The sequence below is a fragment of the Caballeronia sp. LZ065 genome (assembly GCF_031450975.1).
Lineage (GTDB): Bacteria > Pseudomonadota > Gammaproteobacteria > Burkholderiales > Burkholderiaceae > Caballeronia.
This window is the reverse complement of the sequence record NZ_JARUXV010000006.1, coordinates 1-22,521: the sequence shown is the minus strand read 5'-3', so window position 1 is coordinate 22,521 and position 22,521 is coordinate 1. Positions and strand designations below refer to the sequence as shown.

General features: G+C 65.4%; 18 protein-coding genes. 5 read left to right on the top strand and 13 right to left on the bottom strand.

The window, feature by feature from the left end; all coding sequences use genetic code 11:
* The 5 genes from QCE63_RS35015 to QCE63_RS34995 form a co-directional block, all read right to left on the bottom strand.
* The coding region (locus tag QCE63_RS35015; RefSeq protein WP_309835513.1) for an ATP-binding cassette domain-containing protein at nt 1-165 on the bottom strand (165 nt) is incomplete at its 3' end.
* A gap of 200 nt (nt 166-365) precedes the next feature.
* Nucleotides 366-1,565, bottom strand: coding sequence for a PLP-dependent aminotransferase family protein (locus tag QCE63_RS35010; protein ID WP_309839796.1), 1,200 nt, complete (start codon nt 1,563-1,565; stop codon nt 366-368).
* Nucleotides 1,566-1,586: 21 nt separating this feature from the next.
* On the bottom strand, nt 1,587-3,086 hold the full coding sequence (locus tag QCE63_RS35005) for an aldehyde dehydrogenase family protein (RefSeq protein WP_309839795.1): 1,500 nt from the start codon (nt 3,084-3,086) through the stop codon (nt 1,587-1,589).
* 84 nt (nt 3,087-3,170) lie between these two features.
* Nucleotides 3,171-6,125, bottom strand: coding sequence for an FAD-linked oxidase C-terminal domain-containing protein (locus tag QCE63_RS35000; RefSeq protein ID WP_309839793.1), 2,955 nt, complete (start codon nt 6,123-6,125; stop codon nt 3,171-3,173).
* Between the two features lies 1 nt (nt 6,126).
* Nucleotides 6,127-7,155 (bottom strand): DUF1338 domain-containing protein, encoded by a 1,029-nt coding sequence (locus QCE63_RS34995; protein WP_309839792.1) that lies wholly within the window; start codon nt 7,153-7,155, stop codon nt 6,127-6,129.
* 145 nt (nt 7,156-7,300) lie between these two features.
* Here QCE63_RS34995 and QCE63_RS34990 point away from each other — a divergent pair, with 145 nt between their 5' ends.
* The 5 genes from QCE63_RS34990 to dapA all read left to right on the top strand — a co-directional run bounded on the left by QCE63_RS34990 (nt 7,301) and on the right by dapA (nt 13,108).
* Entirely contained in the window at nt 7,301-8,224 is a 924-nt protein-coding gene (locus QCE63_RS34990; RefSeq protein ID WP_309839791.1) for a LysR family transcriptional regulator, read from the top strand.
* 189 nt (nt 8,225-8,413) lie between these two features.
* Nucleotides 8,414-9,505 (top strand): ABC transporter substrate-binding protein, encoded by a 1,092-nt coding sequence (locus QCE63_RS34985; RefSeq protein ID WP_309839789.1) that lies wholly within the window; start codon nt 8,414-8,416, stop codon nt 9,503-9,505.
* A 24-nt stretch (nt 9,506-9,529) separates the two neighbouring features.
* On the top strand, nt 9,530-10,756 hold the full coding sequence (locus tag QCE63_RS34980) for an alpha-hydroxy acid oxidase (RefSeq protein WP_309839787.1): 1,227 nt from the start codon (nt 9,530-9,532) through the stop codon (nt 10,754-10,756).
* Complete coding sequence (locus tag QCE63_RS34975; protein ID WP_309839785.1) at nt 10,753-12,165, top strand: FAD-binding oxidoreductase; 1,413 nt, start codon at nt 10,753-10,755, stop codon at nt 12,163-12,165. The genes QCE63_RS34980 and QCE63_RS34975 overlap by 4 nt, the downstream gene beginning before the upstream one ends.
* Nucleotides 12,166-12,202: 37 nt before the next feature.
* A complete protein-coding gene (gene dapA, locus QCE63_RS34970; protein WP_309839783.1) occupies nt 12,203-13,108 on the top strand; it encodes a 4-hydroxy-tetrahydrodipicolinate synthase in 906 nt (301 codons plus the stop codon).
* Nucleotides 13,109-13,198: 90 nt separating this feature from the next.
* Here dapA and QCE63_RS34965 read toward each other — a convergent pair whose 3' ends face one another.
* From QCE63_RS34965 to QCE63_RS34930, 8 genes are all read right to left on the bottom strand, one after another.
* On the bottom strand, nt 13,199-15,199 hold the full coding sequence (locus QCE63_RS34965) for a hydantoinase B/oxoprolinase family protein (RefSeq protein ID WP_309839781.1): 2,001 nt from the start codon (nt 15,197-15,199) through the stop codon (nt 13,199-13,201).
* A gap of 9 nt (nt 15,200-15,208) precedes the next feature.
* On the bottom strand, nt 15,209-17,260 hold the full coding sequence (locus tag QCE63_RS34960; RefSeq protein ID WP_309839780.1) for a hydantoinase/oxoprolinase family protein: 2,052 nt from the start codon (nt 17,258-17,260) through the stop codon (nt 15,209-15,211).
* 21 nt (nt 17,261-17,281) lie between these two features.
* Complete coding sequence (locus QCE63_RS34955) at nt 17,282-18,313, bottom strand: extracellular solute-binding protein (RefSeq protein WP_309839778.1); 1,032 nt, start codon at nt 18,311-18,313, stop codon at nt 17,282-17,284.
* Between the two features lie 38 nt (nt 18,314-18,351).
* Entirely contained in the window at nt 18,352-19,173 is an 822-nt protein-coding gene (locus QCE63_RS34950; RefSeq protein ID WP_309839776.1) for an ABC transporter permease, read from the bottom strand.
* A complete protein-coding gene (locus QCE63_RS34945; protein WP_309839773.1) occupies nt 19,170-20,072 on the bottom strand; it encodes an ABC transporter permease in 903 nt (300 codons plus the stop codon). The genes QCE63_RS34950 and QCE63_RS34945 overlap by 4 nt, the downstream gene beginning before the upstream one ends.
* Nucleotides 20,072-21,307 (bottom strand): ABC transporter ATP-binding protein, encoded by a 1,236-nt coding sequence (locus tag QCE63_RS34940; protein WP_309839771.1) that lies wholly within the window; start codon nt 21,305-21,307, stop codon nt 20,072-20,074. The genes QCE63_RS34945 and QCE63_RS34940 overlap by 1 nt, the downstream gene beginning before the upstream one ends.
* 71 nt (nt 21,308-21,378) lie before the next feature.
* The gene (locus QCE63_RS34935) at nt 21,379-22,002 is read right to left on the bottom strand and encodes a helix-turn-helix domain-containing protein (protein WP_309839769.1); all 624 of its coding nucleotides are present in this window, start codon (nt 22,000-22,002) and stop codon (nt 21,379-21,381) included.
* A 240-nt stretch (nt 22,003-22,242) separates the two neighbouring features.
* Nucleotides 22,243-22,521: FAD-binding protein (locus QCE63_RS34930; RefSeq protein ID WP_309839767.1), on the bottom strand; the 279-nt coding region annotated here is incomplete at its 5' end.

Genomic DNA, 22,521 nt, shown 5'->3' with positions numbered 1-22,521 from the left:
TGCAAGCCCCGCGATGAGGCTCAGCAGCGTGGTCTTGCCCGAGCCGCTCGGGCCCAGCAGCGTCAGGAACTCGCCCTGCGCGACGTCGAGGTCGGTCGGTGCGAGCGCGACGAAGTCGCCATAACGCTTGCACAGACCGCTGATCTGGAGATTGATGGTTGCCATGCGGATTACGTCCTTGAACAAAAACTCAGCGCGCCGTCTCGAAGATGTCCAGTTGCCGGACGAGTTCCTCGCGCGGTCGCGCTGTCAAATCAGGCGCCGAATTCACGAACGGCGCCAGCATAGAGCTTCATGCTGAAGCGCGGACGAGCGAAAGCGCCGGGAACAATACCCGGCGCTTTCATTTTCGAATAGTGTCAGCTTCAGCCCAGCAGCGCCTCGCGCGCACGTGCCAGCCGCGCCGCCGCTTCGCCTATCTCGCCGATACCCGGCGCAGCGAACGACAGCCTGAACGCGGCGGCATCGATGTGATCGGCATAGAAGGCCTTGCCCGGCACGAACAGCACCTTCTGCGCGATCGCATGCTTCAGCAGCGCCGATGAATCGACCCCGTCCATGCGCGCCCAGACAAACATCCCGCCTTCAGGCCGCTGGAATTGCAGCGCGCCGGCGAGATGCGTATCGAGTGCATCGCACAGCGCCTCGCACTTGCGCCGATACTGCTCCGCGATGCGCGGCAGGTGTTCCGTCAGCGCGCCCTGTGCGAGATACGCGGCGGCAATCGCCTGCATCCACGGCGCGCTGCACAGGTCGGCCGTCTGCTTGGCGACGGTGCAGCGCCGCACGATATCCGCCGGCGCGACGGTCCAGCCAATCCGTATCCCCGGCGCCACCACCTTCGACAGACTGCCGAAATACACGACGCGCTCGCGTCCGCCGTCGATGTCCTGCGCCATCTTCAGCAGCGATGGCAAGGCTTCGCCTGCAAACCGCAGGTCGGCGTAAGGTTCATCTTCAACGATGATGAAACCGTACTTCACCGCCAGTTCGACGAGCGCCTTGCGACGTTCGAGCGACAACGTCGCGCCGGTCGGATTGGCGAACGTCGGCACGGTGTAGAGCAGTTTCGGACGTCCCGCTTCGCCGCTTTCGAGCATGGCCGCGAGCCGCGCGACATCCAGCCCCTGCGCATCCACCGGCACCGTCACGATGCGCGCCTGCTGCATCTTCAGCGCCTGCAAGGTAGCGGGATACGCGGGCTGCTCGGTGAGCACGGCATCGCCGGGCGCGACCAGCACGCGCAGCAGCAGATCGAAGCCCTGCTGTGAGCCGGTCGTGACCATCAATTGATCCGCCGGCGCCGACACGCCGCGTTGCTGCATGAGCTGCGCGAGCGCGTCCTTGAGCACGGGCAAGCCATCGGTGGGACCGTATTGCAGGCAGAGCGCGGGCTGCGTCCACGCCTGTGCGGCGGCGCGCTGCAAGCCTTCGGTATCGAACAGGTCGCTCGCCGGATAACCGCCCGCGAGCGAGATCATCCCCGGCTCGCCGAGATACTTGAACAACTCGCGGATCGGCGAGCCGCCGGGGTTCCGGAACGGCTCAGTGAAGTCGTAATTCATGATGGCTCCGGAACGCGCGGCTTACTCGATCGAAAAGTCGATGCCCTGGGCCAGCGGCAACGCGGACGAATAGTTGACCGTGTTGGTGGCACGGCGCATGTAGCCCTTCCATGCGTCGGAGCCGGACTCGCGGCCACCGCCGGTTTCCTTCTCGCCGCCAAACGCGCCGCCGATCTCCGCGCCGCTCGGCCCGATGTTCACGTTGGCGATCCCGCAATCGCTGCCCGAATCCGAGAGGAAGCGCTCGGCCTCGCGCAAGTCCGTGGTGAACACGCACGACGACAGACCATGCGACGCCGCATTGTTCGCTTCGATCGCCTCGCTGAATTCGCGGTACTTCATCACGTAGAGAATCGGCGCGAAGGTTTCCTTCAGCATCACCGCGGTCTGCGACGGCATCTCGACGATCGCCGGACGCACGTAGTAACCGTTCCCGAGACCCGCCACGACATGACGCTCGCCGCCCGTCACCGTGCCGCCTTCGTCCTTCGCCTGTGCGAGCGCGGCCTGCATGCGCTCGAACGATTGCGCGTCGATCAGCGGGCCCATCAGCGTGCCGGCCGTGAGCGGATCGCCGATCGCAACCTTGCTGTAGAGCGTCTTCAGGCGCGCGACGGTCTGCTCATACACGCTCTCGTGCACGAACAGGCGGCGCAGCGTCGTGCAGCGTTGTCCCGCCGTGCCGACTGCCGAGAACACGATGCCGCGCAGTGCGAGTTCGCTGTCGGCGGTGCCGGTCACGATGCCTGCGTTGTTGCCGCCGAGTTCGAGGATCGAGCGGCCGAAGCGCTTCGCCACCTCGATACCGACCGTGCGGCCCATCTCCGTGCTGCCGGTCGCGCTGACGACCGACGAGCGCGGGTCCGCGACGAGTTGCGCACCGATGTCGCGGCCGCCGTTGATGACGCACGTGAGGCCCTTGGGGGCATCGCCGAATTCGGCGAGCGCGTCTTCGAGAATGCGGTCCACGGCGAGCGCCGTCAGCGGCGTCTTTTCCGACGGCTTCCAGATGACGGCATTACCGCACACGAGCGCAAGCGCCGCATTCCACGACCACACGGCCGCCGGGAAGTTGAATGCCGAGATCACCGTGCAGACGCCGAGCGGATGCCACGATTCCGCCATGCGATGGCCCGGACGTTCCGACGCGATGGTCAGGCCGTACAGCTGCCGCGAAAGACCGACCGCGAAATCGCAGATGTCGATCATTTCCTGCACTTCGCCCATGCCTTCCTGAAGGATCTTGCCGGTCTCCAGGGTGATGATGCGTCCGAGCGCTTCCTTCTTCTCGCGCAGCTTGTTGCCGAGCAGGCGCACGAGTTCGCCACGGCGCGGCGCGGGTACGTTGCGCCATGCTTCGCTGGCGGTCTTCGCGGCGGCGAGCGCGGCATCGGCTTGCGCTTGCGTGTGGCTCTTCACATGGCCGACGACCGCGCCGTCGATCGGCGAACGCACGACGATATCGCCTTCTTCGGCCAGCTGCGCGATGCCCAGATCGGAAAGAATGGTGGAAGCTTTCAAGGGTGTATCTCCAATGGAACCGGCCCGATTGTGCGAGTGCGCGCAACCGGGCTCAAGCGAGTTAATTGCAGGACTTGATGCGCTTCACGCATCAAGCGAAGTGAGTTCGCGCTGTGGTGCAGGCTTGCGCGTGCCGTGTTGCAGCGCGCGTTGCAGCAGTTGCGCGACATGCAGCGTGTCACGCTGTGCGCCGTGCGCGATCTGCTCGCGGCAACTGAAGCCGTTGGTGACGATCAGCGTGTCCTGCTGCGCCGCGCGCACGAGCGGCAACAGCTTGTCTTCGCCGATCTTCATCGAGAGTTCGTAATGGTCCGCATTGAAGCCGAACGATCCAGCCATGCCGCAGCAGCCGGTATCGAGCAGCTTCCAGCGCACACCGAGACGCCCAAGCAGCGCGGTTTCCTTCTTCATGCCGAACAGCGCCTTCTGGTGACAATGACCGTGCAGCAGCACGTCGGCATCGAGTGTCGGCCAGTCGAAGTCGGCATCCGCGACGAAGTCCGAGAACATGAAGGTTTGTTGAGCAAGCTGATGTGCGAGCGGATCGTCGGGAAGCTGCTTGACCAGTTCGTCACGGAACACCGACAGGCAACCCGGCTCCAGACCAACGAGCGGCGTGCCCGCGCGGATCTCGTCGGCGAAGGTGTCGAGCACTTCGCGCAGCATCGCGCGCGCTTCGTCGAGCAAGCCGTAGTCGTACAGCGGACGGCCGCAGCACAGACGCTTCTTCGGCAGCACGACCTCATAGCCCAGCGCGGCCAGCACGTCGCTTGCGGCGTGCGCCACGTCCGGCGTGAAGTGATCGTTGAAGGTATCGACCCAGAAGAGCACCTTGCGCGACGGCTTTGAAGCACTGCGATGACCTTGCGCCGCCGCCGTCGCACGGAAGGTGCGTGGCGCGAACACCGGCAGCGCGCGATCCTTCGCCACGCCGGCAATCCATTTGCTCAACGGCGCGAGCGGCCGGAACGAAGTCGCGAGATTGGCAAGCCACGGCGCGCGCGCGGCGAATGGCGCCCACTGCCCGATGCGCCCCATGAACCACGCCTGACGCGGACGCCGCCTGCGGGCATAGTGATGCGACAGGAATTCGGCCTTGTACGAGGCCATGTCGGTATGCGTCGGACAGTCGCTGCGGCAACCCTTGCACGCGAGACACGTGTCCAGCGCTTCCTTGACTTCGACGCTGTCCCAGCCGTCCTTGATGACATCGCCTTGCAGCATCTCCCACAGCAGATGCGCGCGACCGCGTGTCGACTGGCGTTCCTCGCGGCTGCCGCGAAAGCTCGGGCACATCGTGCCGCCATCGAGCGAGCGGCACTTGCCCATGCCGATGCAGCGCTCCACCGCGCGCTGCATGCCGTCCCCTTCGGGACTGCGGAAGGTGAGCTTCGTCTGCAACTGCACGGGCTTGTACGCGGGGCCCATGCGCAGGTTTTCGTCGGCGCGATAGGCGTTCACGACCTTGCCCGGATTCAGACGCTGCGCCGGATCCCAGATGGCCTTGAACTGCTCCATCGCCGAGATGATGTCCGGGCTGTACATGATCGGCAGGAACTCGGCCTTGGCCTGGCCGTCGCCGTGTTCGCCCGACAGCGAGCCGCCGAATTCCACGACCAGTTCCGCCGCCTCGCGCAAGAAGCGCCGCCACACCAGCACGCCTTCCGCGCTGCGCAGATCGAAGGTGATGCGCGCATGCACGCAACCATCGCCGAAATGGCCGTACAGGCAGGTCTCGTAGCCATGACGGTCCACGAGCGCCTGGAAGCGCCGCAGATAATCGCCGAGACGCAGCGGATCCACCGCCGCATCCTCCCAGCCGATGATCGGGTCCGGCTTCGACGGATCCACCGACAACGCCACCGCCGACGCGCCCGTTTCGCGAATGGACCAGATCAACGCCTGCTTCGCCTTTTCCTCGACGACAAAGCCCGTCACGCCCTCGCCGCCCGCACCGGACAGGAAGAAAGCGCGCGCTGCCTCGGCTTGCGCACGGGCTTCGGCAGGCGTATCGGCGCCGAATTCGAGCACGACCCACGCGTCGCCTTCCGGCAGCAGCGCGATTTCATCGGCCTTGAGTCCACGCGCCTGCAGGCCGCGAATGATGCCGCGATCCAGTCCTTCGATAGCAATGGGACCGAAGCGCTCGAAATGCGCGACGCCATCCGCCGCGACGAAGATATCCGCGAAGCCGAGCACGAGGATCACGCGGCTCGCCGGACTGTGCACGAGGCGCACCTTCGCGCGCAGCGTCACCGCGCACGTGCCTTCCGTACCCACCAGCGCCCGCGCGACGTTGAAGCCGTTCTCCGGCAGCAGTTGATCGAGATTGAAGCCGGACACGCGGCGACGGATCTGCGGAAACTCGCGGCGGATGGCGTCGGCGTAACGGTCACGCAGATCGCGCAGCTGCCGATAGATCTCGCCCTGCCGCCCGCCGTCCGCGATGATGCGGTCGAGTTCATCGGGCGACGTCGGACCGGTCCAAAAGCGCGCGCCATCATACGTGAGCACTTCCAGCGCCTCGACGTTCTCGGCGGTCTTGCCGGCCATCACCGAATGCGCGCCGCACGAGTTGTTGGCGATCATGCCGCCGAGCGTGCAGCGACTGTGCGTCGCCGGGTCCGGGCCGAACGTCAGGCCATGCGCGCCCGCCGCATCGCGCAGCGTGTCGCAGATCACACCCGGCTCGACAATCGCCGTGCGCGCCTCGGGATCGATCGACACGACCCGGTTCACGTACTTGCTCGCGTCGGCCACCACCGCGACGTTCACGCACTGCCCGTTCTGCGACGTGCCGCCGCCGCGCGTCAGGAACGGCACGTCATGTTGACGGCACAGTTCCAGCGCGCGCACGAGGTCATCGACATCGCGCGGCACCACGACGCCCAGCGGTACCTGCCGGTAATTGGACGCATCCGACGCATAGAGCGCCTTCGCGCCGGCATCGAAGCGCACTTCGCCACGCAGCGCGGCCGCGAGGTCGCGTTGCAGCGACTGCAACTGGGCGGCATCCGCCGCATACGGCTTCGCGCTCACCTTACTTCGCCGCGCCGGCCGTCATCTTGAAGATGCCCTGCGCATTGCCGGCATCGAAGCGCAGGTCGGTGACCCAGGCGCGGGCCGCACGGTCGAATTCGCGCTTGCGCGTGATGAATTCGTAGAACGAGCCCGGCACCTTGCGCGTGACCGTGTCGCCATTGGCGGTGCGGAACATGCGCTCGACCGTGTCCGCGCGATACGCCGTCTGGAATACGCGTCCGGAACGCGAGCGTTCGACATCGGGCTTCATCGGACGGCCCTTGGCCTTTTCGTCGTCGGAGAGCTGGAACACGTCGGCGACGCGGTCGGTCGCGTGATTGAAGCCGTTGCCCTCGGTAGCGATCCACGCCATTTCAGCCGATTCCGCCAGCAGCAGTTCATAGTCGGCCAGCATGGGCAGGTCGTGCTGACGCTCGAATGCGCCGACGATCACCGCCAGCAGCTGGTGCGCCGCGTCGAGCGGCAGCGAGCCGTCGCGCTCCAGTTCCGACAGTTGCGCCACCGCCAGCGGCGTGAGCGGATCGCGCGATGCGCCCACCACATTCGTCACGGCCTGCTGGAAGGTCTCCGAGAAACGCTCGGGGTGCAATTCGCTCACGAAGAACTGCGCGATCTCGTCGGGCGCGTCTTCATGTGCGTAGGAACGGCCGGTCATGCCGAGCTTGTCGAGTGGATAACGCCCGTTCAGCCGGAAGCCGAGCGGACGAAGGATGCGGGTGAACGCGGCTTCGCCCGGCGGCAGGCCGCCATTCTGCGGCCAGCGCACGGTGCGCAGCGCGCCGTGGTCGAAATACACGGAGCCGCCGTTGGCGATGGTTTCATCGGTATAAGTACGGCCGTTCGGCGAACGTGCGAGCAGGCCTTCGAAGAGCGCCATGTTCATCGCCTGGGCCAGTTCGGCGCGCGTGACGGTGCCGGGTTCCCAGTCATTCAGGATCGACGGGGCATTCAGGGTCTTGAAGAGCAAGCCCGTCTTCTCGGAGCCGAGCAGACGCTCGAGCAGGCTTTCGATATTCGTATTTCGCATGGTCGCCTGGTATCGCGGTTGGACGTTGGCCGCGGGCCTTCTCGCACGGTGGCGGAGCCGCTACGGCAAGGCAGCATTATTTTTAATCATTGTGTCGCGCGTAAAGCGAGATTAAATTGTGACTTGATGAGTGTTTGGAATCACCATGCGCAAGTTCAAGATCCCCAACATGGGCGCGCTGCTCGCCTTCGAAGCCGCCGCGCGCCATGAAAGCTTCACGCACGCGGCCAAGGAACTGTTCCTCACGGAGAGCGCGATCTCCCGTCAGATCGCCACGCTCGAGTCCAATCTCGGCGTGCGCCTCTTCGTGCGCGCCAAGCAGCGCGTGGTGCTGACGCGCGCGGGCCGCATCTACGGCACGCAGGTGCGGCGTTCGCTCGAACAGCTCGACCGCGACACGCTCTCCATCATCGCGCACGGCAGCGGCGGCGGTTATCTGGAGCTGGCCGTGCTGCCTACGTTTGCATCGCAATGGCTGATTCCGCGTATCGGCGGCTTTTACGAATGCACGCCGGATGTGCGCGTCAACATGGGCGTGCGCACGGATGCCTTCTCCTTCGCCGAGTCGCACTTCGAAGCCGCCATTCACTATGGCAAGCCCACGTGGCCCGGCACGACGGCGGACTATCTGTTCGGCGAGGAAGTGGTGCCGGTGTGCAAGGCGTCGTTGCTGGAGCGGCCCATCGGGCAGGTGCATGAACTGCTCGCGTATCCGCTGCTGCACTCCACCACGCGGCCGGACGACTGGACGCGCTGGTTCGCGAGCCTCGGCGTGGAAGACGCGAGCACCATGCACGGCATGCGCTACGAGTTGCACACCATGGCGATCAGCGCGGCCGCAGCGGGCCTGGGCGTCGCGCTGGTGCCGAAGTTCCTCGTCAGCGGGCAGCTTGAACAGTTCGGGCTGATCGTGCCGTTCGAGGCGAGCATCAAGGCCGACTCCGCCTACTACCTCGTCTATCCGACCGAACTCAGCCATGGCAAGCCGCTGGAGAAGTTCCGCGAATGGCTGCTGAAGCAAGCCAGCGAATACACCGGCGACGACGACTGCAAGCCCGCAAGGTCTTGAGCATTTCGCATCATGTGGTGCTTTTATCTCGTTTGGCGAAGCGTCTCGTCTGACCGATCATGAGCGCACGCTGGCGAGGCGCGTCGAATGCGTCCATGGGCGCGGCGAGCCGCCAGACCATTACTCTTGCGGCGCCGCGCGTGCTTTGCCTGTCCGCGCGGCGCCCGTTTTCGCACCTCGGGGACCCACATGGCAAACGACCAAAAGAAACCTTCCACCGCTTCGCGCCGCGACTTCATCCGACTCGGCGTAACCGGCGCGGCCGGACTCGCGATGCCCGCCATCTGGACCTCGGCGAAAGCCGCTTCGAAGCGCCTCGTGGTGCGCGACTCGGGCGGCGTCTACACCGATATCTACACCCGCACGCTGTACAAGCCGTTCCAGCAGGCGACGGGCATCGAAGTGGTGGGCGTGGCCTCGGGTGCGGAACCGACCGCGCAGATCAAGAGCATCGTCGAGACGGGTGCGAAGACCTGGGACATGGCCGAGCTGAGCTTCCCGGCCGTGTACCTTCTGTCGCGCAAGGACAAGGTCTATCTGGAGCCGGTCAATCTCGACGGCAACGCTGCCGTCGCGAAGATTCCCGCGCAGTTCCGCGACCCGTATGCGATCGGCCACAACGTCTACACGACGGTGATGACCTATCGCTCGGACGCCTTCAAGGGCGGCAAGACGCCCGCTTCCTGGGCCGACCTGTGGGACGTCAAGGCGTTCCCGGGCCGCCGCGCGCTGCGCAAGTTCCCGTTCGACACCATCGAAGAAGCGCTGATGGCCGCCGGCACGCCGACGAGCGGCGTCTATCCGTGCGACCTGGATGAAGCGTTCAAGAGCCTCGACCGCGTAAAGCCGAACATCGACATCTGGTGGACGACGGGCGCGCAGTGCGAACAGTTGCTCAAGTCGGGCGAAGTGGCGATGGCGTCGAGCTGGCTGGCGCGCGTGCTGCCCGCCATCGATGCGGGCTCGCCGCTCGCGATTGCATGGGACGGCCACATCTACGGTCCGCAGGCGTTCGGCATCATGAAGGGCGGCGACAATGTCGATGCCTGCCGCCAGTTCGTCGCGTTCTGCGCGGACCCGAAGCGCCAGGCGGAAGTCGCGAGCGCGCTGGCTGTCGGGCCGACGCACCCGGACGCGTTCCAGTACATTGATGCGAAGCGCGCGAAGAATCTGCCGACCTTCCCGGACAATCTGCGTCGCGGCGTGCGCATCGACCCGTCGTACTGGCCGGCGCATCAGGATGTCGCGATCGAGCGCTTCAACGACTGGGTGCTGCGCTAACCCTCGTCGAACCATCACGATGCAATGAGTCTTTTCTATTCTTCAACGCAGGGCTTCGCCAACGTCGCCGATTACCGTGAGGCCGCGCGTCGGCGGCTGGCGAAGATCGCCTTCGATTATCTCGACGGCGGCGCCGAAGACGGTCATACGCTGGCGCGCAACCGCGCCGCGTTCGCCGATGTGCATTTCGCCCCGCGCGCGATGGTGGATGTCTCGCACGTCTCGCCGGCCGCGCAGTTGTTCGGCTACGCGTCCGCCGCGCCGATGGTCGTCGGGCCGACCGGACTGAACGGCCTGTTCTGGCCCAAGGCCGATGAAATGCTGGCCCGCGCTGCTGCCGCGCGTGGCGTGCCGTTCGCGCTGTCGAGCGCGTCCACCTCGCTGCTCGAAGACGTGCGCGCCGCCGCGCCGGACGGCGAACTGTGGATGCAGTTGTACGTGCAGAAGGATCGCCGCATTGCAGAGAGCATCATGCGGCGCGCGTCGGAGGCGGGCTATACGACGCTGCTCGTCACGGTGGATACGCCCGTGCATGGCCGCCGCGATCACGACATCCACAACAACTACCGCCTGCCGCTGCCGATCACGCCGAAGCTGATCCTCGACCTGCTGCGTCATCCGCACTGGGCGTTGCAGATGGCGCGTCAGGGCACGCCGCAACTCGTCAACCTGGCCCGCAGTCTCGGCGAAGCACCCGATTTGCAACGTCAGGCGGCCGCGCTGGCGCGCCAGATGGATTTGTCGCTGGCGTGGTCGGACATCGCGTGGCTGCGCAAGCACTGGAACGGACCGCTGCTCGTCAAGGGCATCCTGACCGTCGATGACGCGCGTCTCGCGCATCAGCACGGCGCGGACGGCATCGTGCTGTCGAATCACGGCGGCCGCCAGCTGGAAGGCGCGCATGCGCCGCTCGACGTGCTGCCCGCCGTGGCGGAAGCGGTCGGCGATGCGCTGCATGTCTACCTCGATTCGGGCGTGCGGCGCGGCGCCGACATCGTCAAGGCCGTGGCGCTCGGCGCGCGCGGTGTGTTGCTCGGCCGCGCGCCGCTGTATGGCCTCGCGGCACGCGGCGATGCGGGCGTTGCACATGTGCTGTCGCTGCTGTTCGATGAAATCGTGACGACCATGACGCTGCTCGGCACTCCGGGCATCGACACGCTGCCTGAGCGCATCTCGGGCGCACGGCCCGGCACTGCGGCTGCGACCGGCAAACCCAACGTCACTGTCATACCCAAGCGGGTCCAATCATGAATCTGATCGAATCGCTACTGCATATCGTGGGGCCGAAGGGCCTCGTGGACCTCGCCGACGCCGAACCGATGCTCACCGACTGGCGCGGCCGCTATCACGGCCGTGCGCGCGCCGTGGTCAAGCCCGCGGACACCGCACAGGTCGCGCAGGTGATGCAACTGTGCGCGGAGCTTGGCGTGAGCGTGGTGCCGCAAGGCGGCAACACCGGCCTCGTGGGCGGCGCGACGCCGTCCGAAGCGGGCGACGCCATCATCATCAGCCTCGCGCGCATGAGCAAGATTCGCGCGATCGACACGCGCAACGACACGCTGACCGTCGAAGCCGGCTGCACGCTGCAACAGATCCAGGAAACGGCGGCGTCGGTGGACCGGCTGTTCCCGCTGTCGCTCGCGAGCGAAGGCTCGTGCCAGATCGGCGGCAATATCTCGACCAACGCGGGCGGTACCGCCGTGCTGCGCTACGGCAACATGCGCGCGCTGGTGCTCGGCCTCGAAGCCGTGCTGCCGGATGGTCGCGTCTGGGACGGCTTGCGCGGTTTGCGCAAGGACAATACCGGCTACGACATGAAGCAGATGTTCATCGGCGCGGAAGGCACGCTTGGCGTGGTGACCGCCGCCGTGCTCAAGCTGTTTCCGGCGCTGCGGTCGCATGCCACGGCATGGGTCGCGCTCGATTCCGCCGATGCCGCCATCGAACTGCTGTCGCGTTGCCGCGCCACCTGCGGCGACGCGCTGACTTCGTTCGAACTGATGTCGCGCAGTCAGCTCGATGTCGTCTATCAGGAAGTGCCCGACACACGCGATCCGCTCGACGGCCAGTCGCCGTGGGTGCTGATGATCGAACTCGCCGATCCCGCGCACGACGCGCCGTTGCAGGCGATGCTCGAAGACGTGATCGGCGCGGCGCTCGAGGAAGGCATCGCGCTGGATGCCGCGTTACCCGCAAGCGAAGCGCAGGCTGCGGCGTTGTGGCATATCCGGCATATCGTGTCCGAGGCCAATGTGCGTTTCGGCACGAGCGTCACGCACGATATCTCGTTGCCCATTTCGCAGATTCCCGCGTGCCTCGCGCAGACCGAAGTCAGGCTGAACGAAGCGGGACTGGTGGAGGGCGCGCGCTTTTTGTATGTCGGCCACGTGGGCGACGGCAATATCCACTCCATCGTGCTGTTCCCGCATGCGGTGTGGGCGAAGGTCGAGGACCGCGACGCCCGTGTCGATGCGATCGGCAAGATCGTCAACGACGCCGCGGTGGAGTTCGGCGGCAGCATCAGCGCGGAGCATGGCATCGGCCGCGCGCATCGCGATGAACTCTCGCACTACAAGAGCGCGGTCGAGCTCGACATGATGCGCGCCGTGAAGCGCGCGCTCGATCCGGATGGCCGGATGAATCCCGGCAAGCTGCTCTGACGCGCGTCGCTCACAGGTTTTCACAGGACTCTCATCGATGACACTCGAAGTCTCCGCCCTCAAGGGCATGTATCCCGCTTTCCCGACGCCGTTCACGGCGGATGGCGCAATCGATACGGAACGACTGCATGCACTGGTCGATACGCTGATCGCCGATGGCGCGACCGGACTCGTTCCAGTGGGCGGCACTGGCGAATATACGGCGCTCTCGCCGGCTGAACGCACGCTGGTCGTGCGCGCGACGGTCGAGGCCGCGCGTGGTCGCGTGCCGGTGGTCGCGGGCGTGGTGTCGCCGGGCTATGCCGAAGCGCTCGATGCGGGCCAGGCTTTCGTCGATGCGGGTGCGGCGGCGTTGCTGCTGGTTACGCCGTTCTATGTCACGCCGAGCGATGCCGGTGTGCGCGCGTATTTCCAGCGTTATCGCGATGCGGCGGCCGTGCCGCTGCTGCTGTACGACATTCCGGCGCGCACGCGTTATGCGACCCCGCCCGCCACCATTGCCGCGATGGCGAAGGAAGACGGCACGATCATCGGCATGAAGGCGTGCAACACGGATCTCAATGCGTTCGCGCGCACGGTTGCGCTGGCGGGTGAACACATGGCGATCCTCAGCGGCGACGACCTGCTGTATGTGCATCACGTGCTGCTGGGCGCGGTGGGCGGCATTCTGACGTCGGCGAGTTTGTTGCCGAAGGCTTGGGCGCGTATTCATGCGAGTGCGGCGAGTGGTGATGCCGCGACTGCATTGCGTGAACATGCGATGCTCGCGCCCATGCTCGATGCGATTTTTAGCGAGACCAATCCGGGTCCGGCGAAGAAGGCGTTTGAACTGCTCGGTGATGGCTTGGGGCCAGTGCGGCTGCCGCTCGTGGAACCGGCGGCGGCGACGGTCGCGCGGATGAAGGAAGCGCTGGCGGGGTTGCCGAAGGGGTGGTTGCCGTAGGCGCATCAGTCTGACACGTTCCAAGTAAAACGGGCCCGGTTCAATTTGAACCGGGCCCGTTTCTTTTACTGCTGGTGCAAGACGCCGCGCTCAAGCCGCCCGCTTCCCCCCCGCCCGCAGCGCCGGAAACTCCGCCACGAGTTCCGCGAACACCGCATGCACGATCTCCACGCCCGCCGCGACTTCCCCGCGCGCCGCCAGACGCTCGAACATCTGATGCTTCAGGAAGAAGCGCCAGCCGATCGACACCGACTCCAGGTATTCGCACAGCACCGCATAGCGCTCGCGCGTCCACACGGCTTCATGCGCGCGACGGTTCGCACCGTAGTCGAAGAAACCATCGTCGAGCTGCCGCTCCGTGCCCATTTCAGCACGCAGCGCAGCGGTGGCCTGCACATCCAGCGCGCCATTCGCGATCACCACGCCATACAACTCACGAGCCTGCTGCGCCGACACATGACCGCGCCGGACATCGCGCTCCACGGCTTCAGCCGCACGCCGCGTCGGCGCGCCGTAACCGCCGCCGCCATTGCCTTCGAGGCGGATCACATCGCCCGGCTCGCACGCAACCAGGTCGGTATTGCCGAGCACTTCCTCGCGCGCCGTGCCGGGATTGCGCTTGAACACCGACGTGCGCCCCGCCATGCCGCCCTTGATGCCCCACGATCCAAACAGCGTGCGGTCACGATTGCGCGCCGTGATCAGCGTGTTAGGTGCGAAGACCTTGAACTCCATCGCGATGGCCAGGCCACCGCGATACTGCCCCGCCCCGCCGCTGTCGCCGACGAGACCGTATTCGAGAATACGGATCGGCACTTCGGCTTCGTTGATCTCCACCGGCGTATTGCGCAGGAACGCCATGTTCGCGCCGGACGCATCCGAACCGTCGCCGGCCGATGCACCGCCCGCGCCGCCCATCACCGGACCGAGCGAGGCCATGATGGTGCGGCCCGCCGTGTCGGTGGTCTTGACGTTGAGCAGACACACGCTTGATGCCGGACACGCCGGCATGCGCTCCGGCAGCGCCTGCGCGAACGCGCCGAACACCGCCGCCTGCACGACCACGCACGTGAGCGTACGCATGCCCACCGCGGCGGGCGGCACCGGATTCAGCACGCTGCCGAGCGGCATTTCGCAGGTCGCAATGCGCAACATGCCCGCATTGAGCAGGATGTCCGGATTCAGCGAATACAGCACGTAATTGAGCGCAACCAGCAACAGCGCGTGACGCGGATGATTCCCGGTCGGGACGTTCATCGACGACGTCAGTTGCGGATCACTGCCGGAAAAGTCGAAGCCGAGCAGGCCGTCATCGACGGTCAGCGTCAGCGCGATGCGCATCGGCTTGCCGCCGACGGCGTCCTCATCGACGTAATCGGCGAAGAAGTACTTGCCATCCGGAATCGTGCGGGCCACCGCGCGCGCCTGACTCTCCGAGTAATCCAGCAACTGGCCGATGCCCGCCTTGAATGCCTCGACGCCAAAGCGCTCGACGATCTCGAGCACGCGCCGCTCGCCCGTCGTCAGACACGCGATCTGCGCCTTCAAGTCGCCTATGTTCTGATCCGGCGCGCGCACGTTGGCCATCATCCATGACAGCAGCGTTTCGTTGACCACGCCGCCGTCCACCACGCGCGTCGGCGGAAAGCGGATGCCTTCCTGATGAATCTCCGTCAGGGTGCGCGACAGCGATGCCGGCACCGCGCCGCCCATGTCGGTATTGTGAATGTGCCCCGACACGAAGCAGATGATCTCGCCCTTGTAGAACACCGGCTTCCACATCACCACGTCAGGCGTGTGCGTCGCGACATAGCCGCTGTACGGGTCGTTGGTCATGCACACATCGCCCGGCTTGTAGTCCGTGAACGAACGGATCACCGGACCGTAATCCAGACCGACATACCACGTCGCGCCGAAGGTGCGCGGCGACGCGAAGGTCAGGCCATCGACGCTTGCCAGTGCACACGAGAAGTCCTCGGTTTCCTTCACGAAGGTCGAGTGCGCGGTGCGCACCAGCGTATAGGCCATGCTCTCGGCGGCCGCGACGCAGTAGTTCGCGAAGATCTGCAATTCCGATTTATCGAATTTCATGATCGGTCTTCAATGTTGAGTTGCGCGATTCGTCAGAACCAGATTGCCGAACGGATCGACCTTGACCGAGAAACCCGGCAGCACGCACGTGGTCGCATCGTCCTGCGAGACCACCGCCGGGCCGTCGAACGCCTGGCCCGCGCGCAGGTCGGCACGGCGATACAGCGGAATGCGGCGCGCTTCGTCGTCCATCCACACGTCGATCTCGCGCACCGGCACGGGCGCTTCATCGCTTGCAGCAATGCGTTCAAGTTCGGGCTTCGGCGTCGGCGACGAAATCACCAGCCGCAGCGCCACCAGCTGGATGCCCGCGTGATCGTCACTGTGGCCGTACAGGCGGCGATGTTCGTGATGGAACGCTTCGCGCACTGCGGCAAGATCGCCGGAAGCGATGGTGGCGGCATCGAGCGCCGTCTCGATCTCGAACGATTGCCCGCGATAACGCATGTCCGCCGTCATGACGATCGACACGCCCTCTGAATGGCCGATCTGCGCCGTCATCCAGTCGCGCGCCTGCTTCTCGAGTTCGCGGGCATCGTCCGCGAGGAGCGCGAGCGTCGTCTCGTTCAGCTCGTAGTAGGTCGTCTTGACGAAGTCGTTCTTGATGTCCGCGATCAGCCCGCCCAGCGCGCTCAGCACGCCGGGCGTGACCGGCACGGTGACATCCGGCATGTTCAGCGCGCGCGCCAGATAGCACGCGAGCATCGGGCCGGCGCCGCCGAACGGCAGCAGCGTGAAGGTGCGCGGGTCGATGCCGAAGCGCGACACGAGCCGGCTCGTGCCCGCATACATGCTCGACGTGGACACGCGGATGATGGCCTCCGCCGTCTGCTCGACGCTCTTGCCGAGACGCTCGGCGAGCGTGCCGATCGCGCGCCGCGCGGCCTCGCGATCCAGCGACACCGAGTTGTAGCCGAGATCCGATTGCCCGAGCACGCCCATCACGGCGAATGCATCGGTGATGGTCGGCTGCTCGCCGCCGCGTCCGTAGCAGACCGGACCCGGGTTCGAGCCCGCGCTGTGCGGACCCACCTTCAACACGCCGAAGTCGTCCACCCACGCGATGGAGCCGCCGCCGTCACCGATCGACGACACCGACACCGACGGAATATGAATCTGGAATTCGCCGATGTATTCGCCGGTCGCGTACTGCGGCTTGCCATCGACGATCAGCGCGACGTCCGCCGTCGTGCCGCCGATATCGAGGCTCATGCAGTTGCGAATGCCGCACTGGTTCGCGATATACGCCGCGCCGATCACACCCGACGCCGTGCCCGACAGGATCATCTGCGCGCAGTTGCTCTTGCCGTTCTCGGCGCTCATCACGCCGCCGTTCGACTTGGTCACCTTCAATTCGGCGGGCACGCCCGCTTCAGCAAGCGCGGCTTGCAAACGCGTCAGATAGTCCGCCACCTTCGGCTGCACATAGCCGCTGATGATCGCGGTGGAGGTGCGCTCGTATTCGCGAATGATCGGCCACACTTCATGCGAGCACGACACGAACAGCTCCGGATAGTGCTTCGCGATCAGCGCCTTCACGTCCTTCTCGTGCTGCGGATTGCGATACGAATGCAGCAGCGACACCACGACGCCTTCGCAATCCGAGCGGCGAATACCTTCGATCGCGGCGAGCACGCTGGCTTCGTCGATCGGCGTTTCTTCGCTGCCGTCCGCCGTGAGACGGCCCTTCACCCCAAACACGCGGTCACGCGGAATCAGCGGATCCGGCCGGCGCGACAACAAGTGATACATGTCGGGAATCTTCAGGCGCGCGATGTCCAGCACGTCCTCGAACTTCTCCGTGGTGATGAGGGCAAGACGCAGGCCGCGACGCTGCACCACCGCATTCACGCCAACCGTCGTGCCGTGGGTGAAATACGCGACGTCGCGCGCCTCGATGCCATAGCGCTCGATCAATCCCGCCATGCCCGCCAGCACCTCGCTGCCGGGACTGTCGGGGCGCGAGAACACCTTCAGCGTGCGGATACTGCGCGTGTCGTCGTCCAGCACCGCGAAATCGGTGAAGGAACCGCCGATATCGACTCCAATTCTCAGGCTCATGAACTCAATCCTCTGTTGCGGTCAGCGACCGATCTGCTTGTTCCACGTCTCGACCCATTGCGGCGTCTTCTGCGAGATCACGTCGAACGGTAGCCACATCGAGTCGTTGTCCTGCGGCACGCGCGGCGCCACCTTCTCCGAATACTTCGCGTTCTTGTTCGAAGCCGAGTACTGGATCAAGTTGGCGAAGCAGCTCTGCCCTTCCGCCGACGCCACCACGTTCATGAACTGAAAGCCGAGCGGCGAACCATTCTTGACCTTCTGCACCATGGTCGGAAACGCCACCGCGCCCGGCTTCGGATTCAGATAGCCGATATCCGGATTGCTCGCGTCATGCTCGGCCCAGGCGCGGCCGTCGAAGTACATGGCCATGTCGATATCGCCCGACTTCAACGCCACCAGCGGCGAATTCGGTTCGCTGTAAAAGGTCACGTTGCCGCTCTTCTGCATCTTCTTGATCTCGTCGAGACCCGGTTGCACGTTGTCGAGACTGCCGCCGTACACCATCGCGAACAGCCCGATCAAGCCCTGCGCCGTGCCCACGTAGGCGATGCCGGGCAGCGCCGCGTGCCACTTGCCGGCATTGGTGCCATCGACGAATTCCTTCCACGTCTTTGGCGGATTCGGCACGGCCTTCTTGCTGTACATCAGACCGAAGTCGCCGAACGCGATCGGGAAGCCATAGCCCTTGCCGTACGCGAGCATGTTCGGCTTGATGTCCTTCAGGTTCGGCACGTTCTTCTCGTCGATCGGCTCCACCAGCCCTTTCTGGCGCGCGATCTCGCCGCTGTCCACGAGGCCGATCATCACGTCGATGGGCGGATGCGTCGTGTTCGCCGCGATCTGGTTGATCCACTGCATCGGGCTGCCGAGAATCACGTCGACCGACTTGCCGGTCTGCTTCTCGAAGGGCTGCACGAAGCACTTGCGATAGGCCTGCTCCCATGCACCGCCGTAAGCGGTGACGGTCAGGTCGGCGGCCTGCGCGGTCAGCGCGGCGGCGGAAAGCGAGATCGCCAGCCCAGTGGCGCGCACAGCATGTGAGACGTTCATTCAGGCTCCGTAGCAGGTGAGGTGGTGTGGCGCTGGCTTCATTGCGTCGTCAACGCGCGCAGGCCGTAGGTTTTTTCGACGATCAACAGCAGAGCAATGGTGATCCCCATCTGCACCGTGCTGATCGCGGCGATGGCGGGATCGAACTGGTTTTGCAGGTACGACAGCATCACGACAGGCAGCGTCGTGACGTTCGCCGTGCCGAAGAAATACGACACGCCGAGGTTGTCGAGCGATACGAGAATCGAGAACAGCGCGCCCGCGAAGATGCCCGGCGCGATCAGCGGCAAGGTCACGTGGCGGAAGGTCTGCCAGCGGTCCGCGCCGAGCACCGAGGCCGCTTCCAGATAGGACGCGTGCGTGTTCTTGTAGGTGGCGAGCGTGGTGCGCATCACGTAAGGCACGGACACGACCGTATGCGCAATCAGCAGCGCCAGGAACGACACGCCAATGCCGATGTTCGACAGGAAGTACAGCAGCGACAGTCCGATCACCAGCGCAGGAATGGCGATGGGCGCGAGCAGGAAGGTAGTCAAGGCCGTTGCCACGCGACCACTGCTGCGGCCGACGCCGATCGCCGCAGGCACGGCGATCAGGATCGCAATGAACGACGAACTGAGCGCGAGATAGAGGCTCGTCAACAGCGAATCGACGAATGGGCGGTATTCCCACAAGCGGTGATACCAGCGCAACGACAGGCCAGCGACCGGCACCGCGAGCGATTCGTCCGGCGAGAACGACACCAGCACCACCACCACGATCGGCGCGATAAGTGCGATGAAGAACAACGCGGTAAAGATCGCGAGCGAACCGGCGCCGGCACGCGCGGCCATTCTGTCGAGGGTTCCGGCGCGCATCATCGTGCATCTCCCTTGCGTCCGGCGACGCGCAACTGGACATACAGGCACGCAAGCACGATGACGAGCAGCAGGTTGCCCATCGCGCTGGCGAAGCCGAGATCCTGGGTCAGCGAGAACTGCTGGAAGATCAGCAGCGGGAGCGTGACTACACTGCCGTCGCCGAGGAGCAATTGCGTGACGAAGCTGCCGCTCGTGAGCATGAAGACAAGCACGCAGCCCGTGAGAATGCCTTCCATCGCGAGCGGCAAGGTGACGAGCAGGAACGTGCGCGCCGCGCCCGCGCCGAGAATGCGCGCCGACTCTTCGAGCCGACGGTCCACGCCGCGCAGCACCGGCACGATGGAAAGCACCATGAACGGCACCATCACGTGCACGATGCCGATATACACGCCGAGCGGTCCGCCCAGCACGCGCAGCGGACGTTCGATCAGATGCAGCCACATCAGCAGGTCATTGAACGGGCCATGTCGCGCGAACAGCACGCGCCAGCCGAACGTGCGCATGATGATCGACGTGAGCAGCGGCGCGATCAGCAGGAACAGCATCGGCATGGCGAGGCGTCCCGCGCGGCGCACCATGAAGTGCGCGATCGGATAGCCGAGCGCGAGACACAGCAGCGTCGCGATGAAGCTCACCTTGATGGTCTCGACGATCACGCCACGGTAGTACGGATCGACGAACAGCTTCTCGTAGTTCGACCACGGGCTGGCCTGCGACGGCGCAGCCTGCGCGTCGAGTCCAAGGCTGCGCAGCGCGTTGCCGATCAGCGGAAACGCAAAGAACACGATCAGCAGCACGAGCGCGGGCGCGCACAGCAGCGCGATGCGCAGCGCGGCCTCGCGGGCGCGGCGCTGTCCTTGCGGCGCGGCGGCGGATGCGGTGGCGGCGGGCGTGGACATCAGCGCGCTCCTTCGCTCGCCAGCGGCCCGGCCTGCGTGACCGGCGCGATGCTCGCATCCGCCGCGGCGGCGGGCGCGCCGTCCGGTTCGAGCACGACCACGTCGTGCGGGGCGAACGACACCGTCACCGCCTGGCCGCGCGCATGGCCCGCGTGATCGGTGGAGAACGCTTGTTCGTAAGCGTAGATGCGCGGGCCGAGGCCTGGCACGTCGATCTCATAGGAATGTTGCGAGCCGCGAAACACGTGCTGCACGATCTGTCCGCGCAGGCGGATATGGCCTTCCTTCGGCGCATCGATGGCGATCTTCTCCGGCCGCAGCGCCACTTCCAGCGTGCCCGGCATATCGCCCTGCAACGCGCGCGGCAGGTTCAGCGTCATCTCGACCGGAGCGTTACCGGATTCAGGCAACGTGACCACGGTCATCGACTGCACGCTGCGCGCGCTGACGCGGCACGCGAACACATTCGCCGTGCCCAGAAACTCCGCGACGAAGCGGTTGCGCGGCCGGTCGTAGACTTCACGCGGCGCGCCGCTTTGCAGGATGCGCCCGTGACTCATGACGACGACGCGGTCGCTCATCGTCATCGCTTCTTCCTGATCGTGCGTGACCATCACGCTCGTGATGCCGAGTTCCTGCTGCATGCGACGGATCTCGAACTGCATGCCTTCGCGGAGATTCTTGTCGAGCGCGCCGAGCGGTTCGTCGAGCAGCAGCACCGAAGGATCGTTGACGATGGCGCGCGCCAGCGCGACGCGCTGCTGCTGGCCACCCGACAATTGGCCGATGCGGCGATCGCCATACTGCGGCAGGCGAATCAGATCGAGCATGCGTGTCACCTGCGCCGCGATATGCGCCTTCTTCGCGCCCGCCATGCGCAGCCCAAAGCCGATGTTCTCGCCCACCGTCATGTGCGGAAACAGGCTGTAGTTCTGGAACACCATGCCGAGACCGCGCTTGTTCGGCGGCAACGCGGAGACATCGGCGCCGTCGATGCGCACGCTGCCTGTATCGGGAAAATCGAAGCCCGCGATCAGCCGCAGCGTGGTCGTCTTGCCGCACCCCGACGGCCCGAGCAGCGAAACCAGCTCGCCCGGTTCCACGGCGAGCGTCAGCGTGTCGAGTGCCTGAACGCCGCCGTAGCGCTTGCTGACGCCTTCGAGGACGAGGCTCTTCGAACCGGTTCTCGCGGCGCCTGCCGCCGGATGCGCCGTAGCGCGACTAGGGTGATTCATGCGAGCTCCCAAGTGCCTGATCGGGGTGATGCGATTCAAATAAGGGCGTTGCGCGGGATGTTGCGTTTCGACTAGGCGGACAGCGCCTTCATCTCCTGATCGAGCGCATGAATCAGCCGCTCCAACTGGCGATGCAGCCATTCGGCTTCATGGCCGGCGAAGAAGGTGTCGAGGAAGATGCCGCGCATCGACGAGAGCAGGAACGGCAGCAGTTCGGTCAGTGCGCGCTTCGTGTCGGCCCTGAGCGAAGGATTCGCCTCGACGACGCGGTACATGCGTTCGCGCGTGCGCGTGCGGTGCTCGATGAGCGCCTCATGCAGCGCCTGATCCGGCCGCAATCCGATGTTGATTTCCCAGACCGCCCAATAGCGGCGGCTGCCGTACAGCGCCCAGAGCGACGTGACGATGCCGCGCGCCGCGCCATCGCCACGGCTCGCCGGATCACGCAACTGGCGAAACAGCGCGAGCGCTTCTTCAGTGAGTTCGTCGAGCACCGCGAACAGCAGGCTCTCCTTGGTCGGAAAGTGGTGATGCAGCGCGCCGGTGGTCACGCCCGCATGCTCGGCGATGGCCGAAGTCGTCGCGCGGGCGAAGCCGAGGTCGCTCAGGATCGCGATCGCCGAGCGCACCAGCGCGGCCCGTGCGAGCGCGGTGCGGTCGGCCTGCGTGCGCCTTTTCGCGACGGTCGTCGTCATGGCCGGTCTCCGTGTTGGCGTCGTGCAGATACCATCTGCTCGGTATGTAAGTGGGGGTAGCTTCGCGTGAACGAGCGCGCGCATCCGGCGCCGGCGGGCCCTGGCGGACTCCGGCGGCGTCGTGTTGAAAGCATTCTGGCGAGGAAAGAAACGCGTGTAGCGTGAGAAATAATCAAGACTTCTTGCCGTAGGGGCATCAAGTCGGGATCATGGCTACAGGGGTGAGGAGGATTTGCGGCCTTAGCGATCGAGCGCTGCGGCCAGTTCCGGCACGGCCGTGAACAGATCGCCGACGAGACCGTAATCGGCCACGCTGAAGATCGGCGCTTCCGCGTCCTTGTTGATCGCGACGATCACCTTGCTGTCCTTCATGCCGGCCAGATGCTGGATCGCACCCGAGATGCCGACCGCCACGTACAGCTGCGGCGCGACGATCTTGCCCGTCTGGCCCACCTGGAAGTCGTTCGGCACGTAGCCGGCATCGACCGCCGCGCGCGATGCGCCCAGCGCCGCGCCCAG

Coding starts and splice junctions, on each gene's coding strand:
- QCE63_RS34965 (WP_309839781.1), bottom strand. CDS start 15,199: ATGAAATTCGATAAATCGGAATTGCAGATCTTCGCGAACTACTGCGTC.
- QCE63_RS34975 (WP_309839785.1), top strand. CDS start 10,753: ATGAATCTGATCGAATCGCTACTGCATATCGTGGGGCCGAAGGGCCTC.
- QCE63_RS34985 (WP_309839789.1), top strand. CDS start 8,414: ATGGCAAACGACCAAAAGAAACCTTCCACCGCTTCGCGCCGCGACTTC.
- QCE63_RS34960 (WP_309839780.1), bottom strand. CDS start 17,260: ATGAGCCTGAGAATTGGAGTCGATATCGGCGGTTCCTTCACCGATTTC.
- QCE63_RS34950 (WP_309839776.1), bottom strand. CDS start 19,173: ATGATGCGCGCCGGAACCCTCGACAGAATGGCCGCGCGTGCCGGCGCC.
- dapA (WP_309839783.1), top strand. CDS start 12,203: ATGACACTCGAAGTCTCCGCCCTCAAGGGCATGTATCCCGCTTTCCCG.
- QCE63_RS34995 (WP_309839792.1), bottom strand. CDS start 7,155: ATGCGAAATACGAATATCGAAAGCCTGCTCGAGCGTCTGCTCGGCTCC.
- QCE63_RS34955 (WP_309839778.1), bottom strand. CDS start 18,313: ATGAACGTCTCACATGCTGTGCGCGCCACTGGGCTGGCGATCTCGCTT.
- QCE63_RS35010 (WP_309839796.1), bottom strand. CDS start 1,565: ATGAATTACGACTTCACTGAGCCGTTCCGGAACCCCGGCGGCTCGCCG.
- QCE63_RS34945 (WP_309839773.1), bottom strand. CDS start 20,072: ATGTCCACGCCCGCCGCCACCGCATCCGCCGCCGCGCCGCAAGGACAG.
- QCE63_RS34990 (WP_309839791.1), top strand. CDS start 7,301: ATGCGCAAGTTCAAGATCCCCAACATGGGCGCGCTGCTCGCCTTCGAA.
- QCE63_RS34940 (WP_309839771.1), bottom strand. CDS start 21,307: ATGAATCACCCTAGTCGCGCTACGGCGCATCCGGCGGCAGGCGCCGCG.
- QCE63_RS34935 (WP_309839769.1), bottom strand. CDS start 22,002: ATGACGACGACCGTCGCGAAAAGGCGCACGCAGGCCGACCGCACCGCG.
- QCE63_RS34980 (WP_309839787.1), top strand. CDS start 9,530: ATGAGTCTTTTCTATTCTTCAACGCAGGGCTTCGCCAACGTCGCCGAT.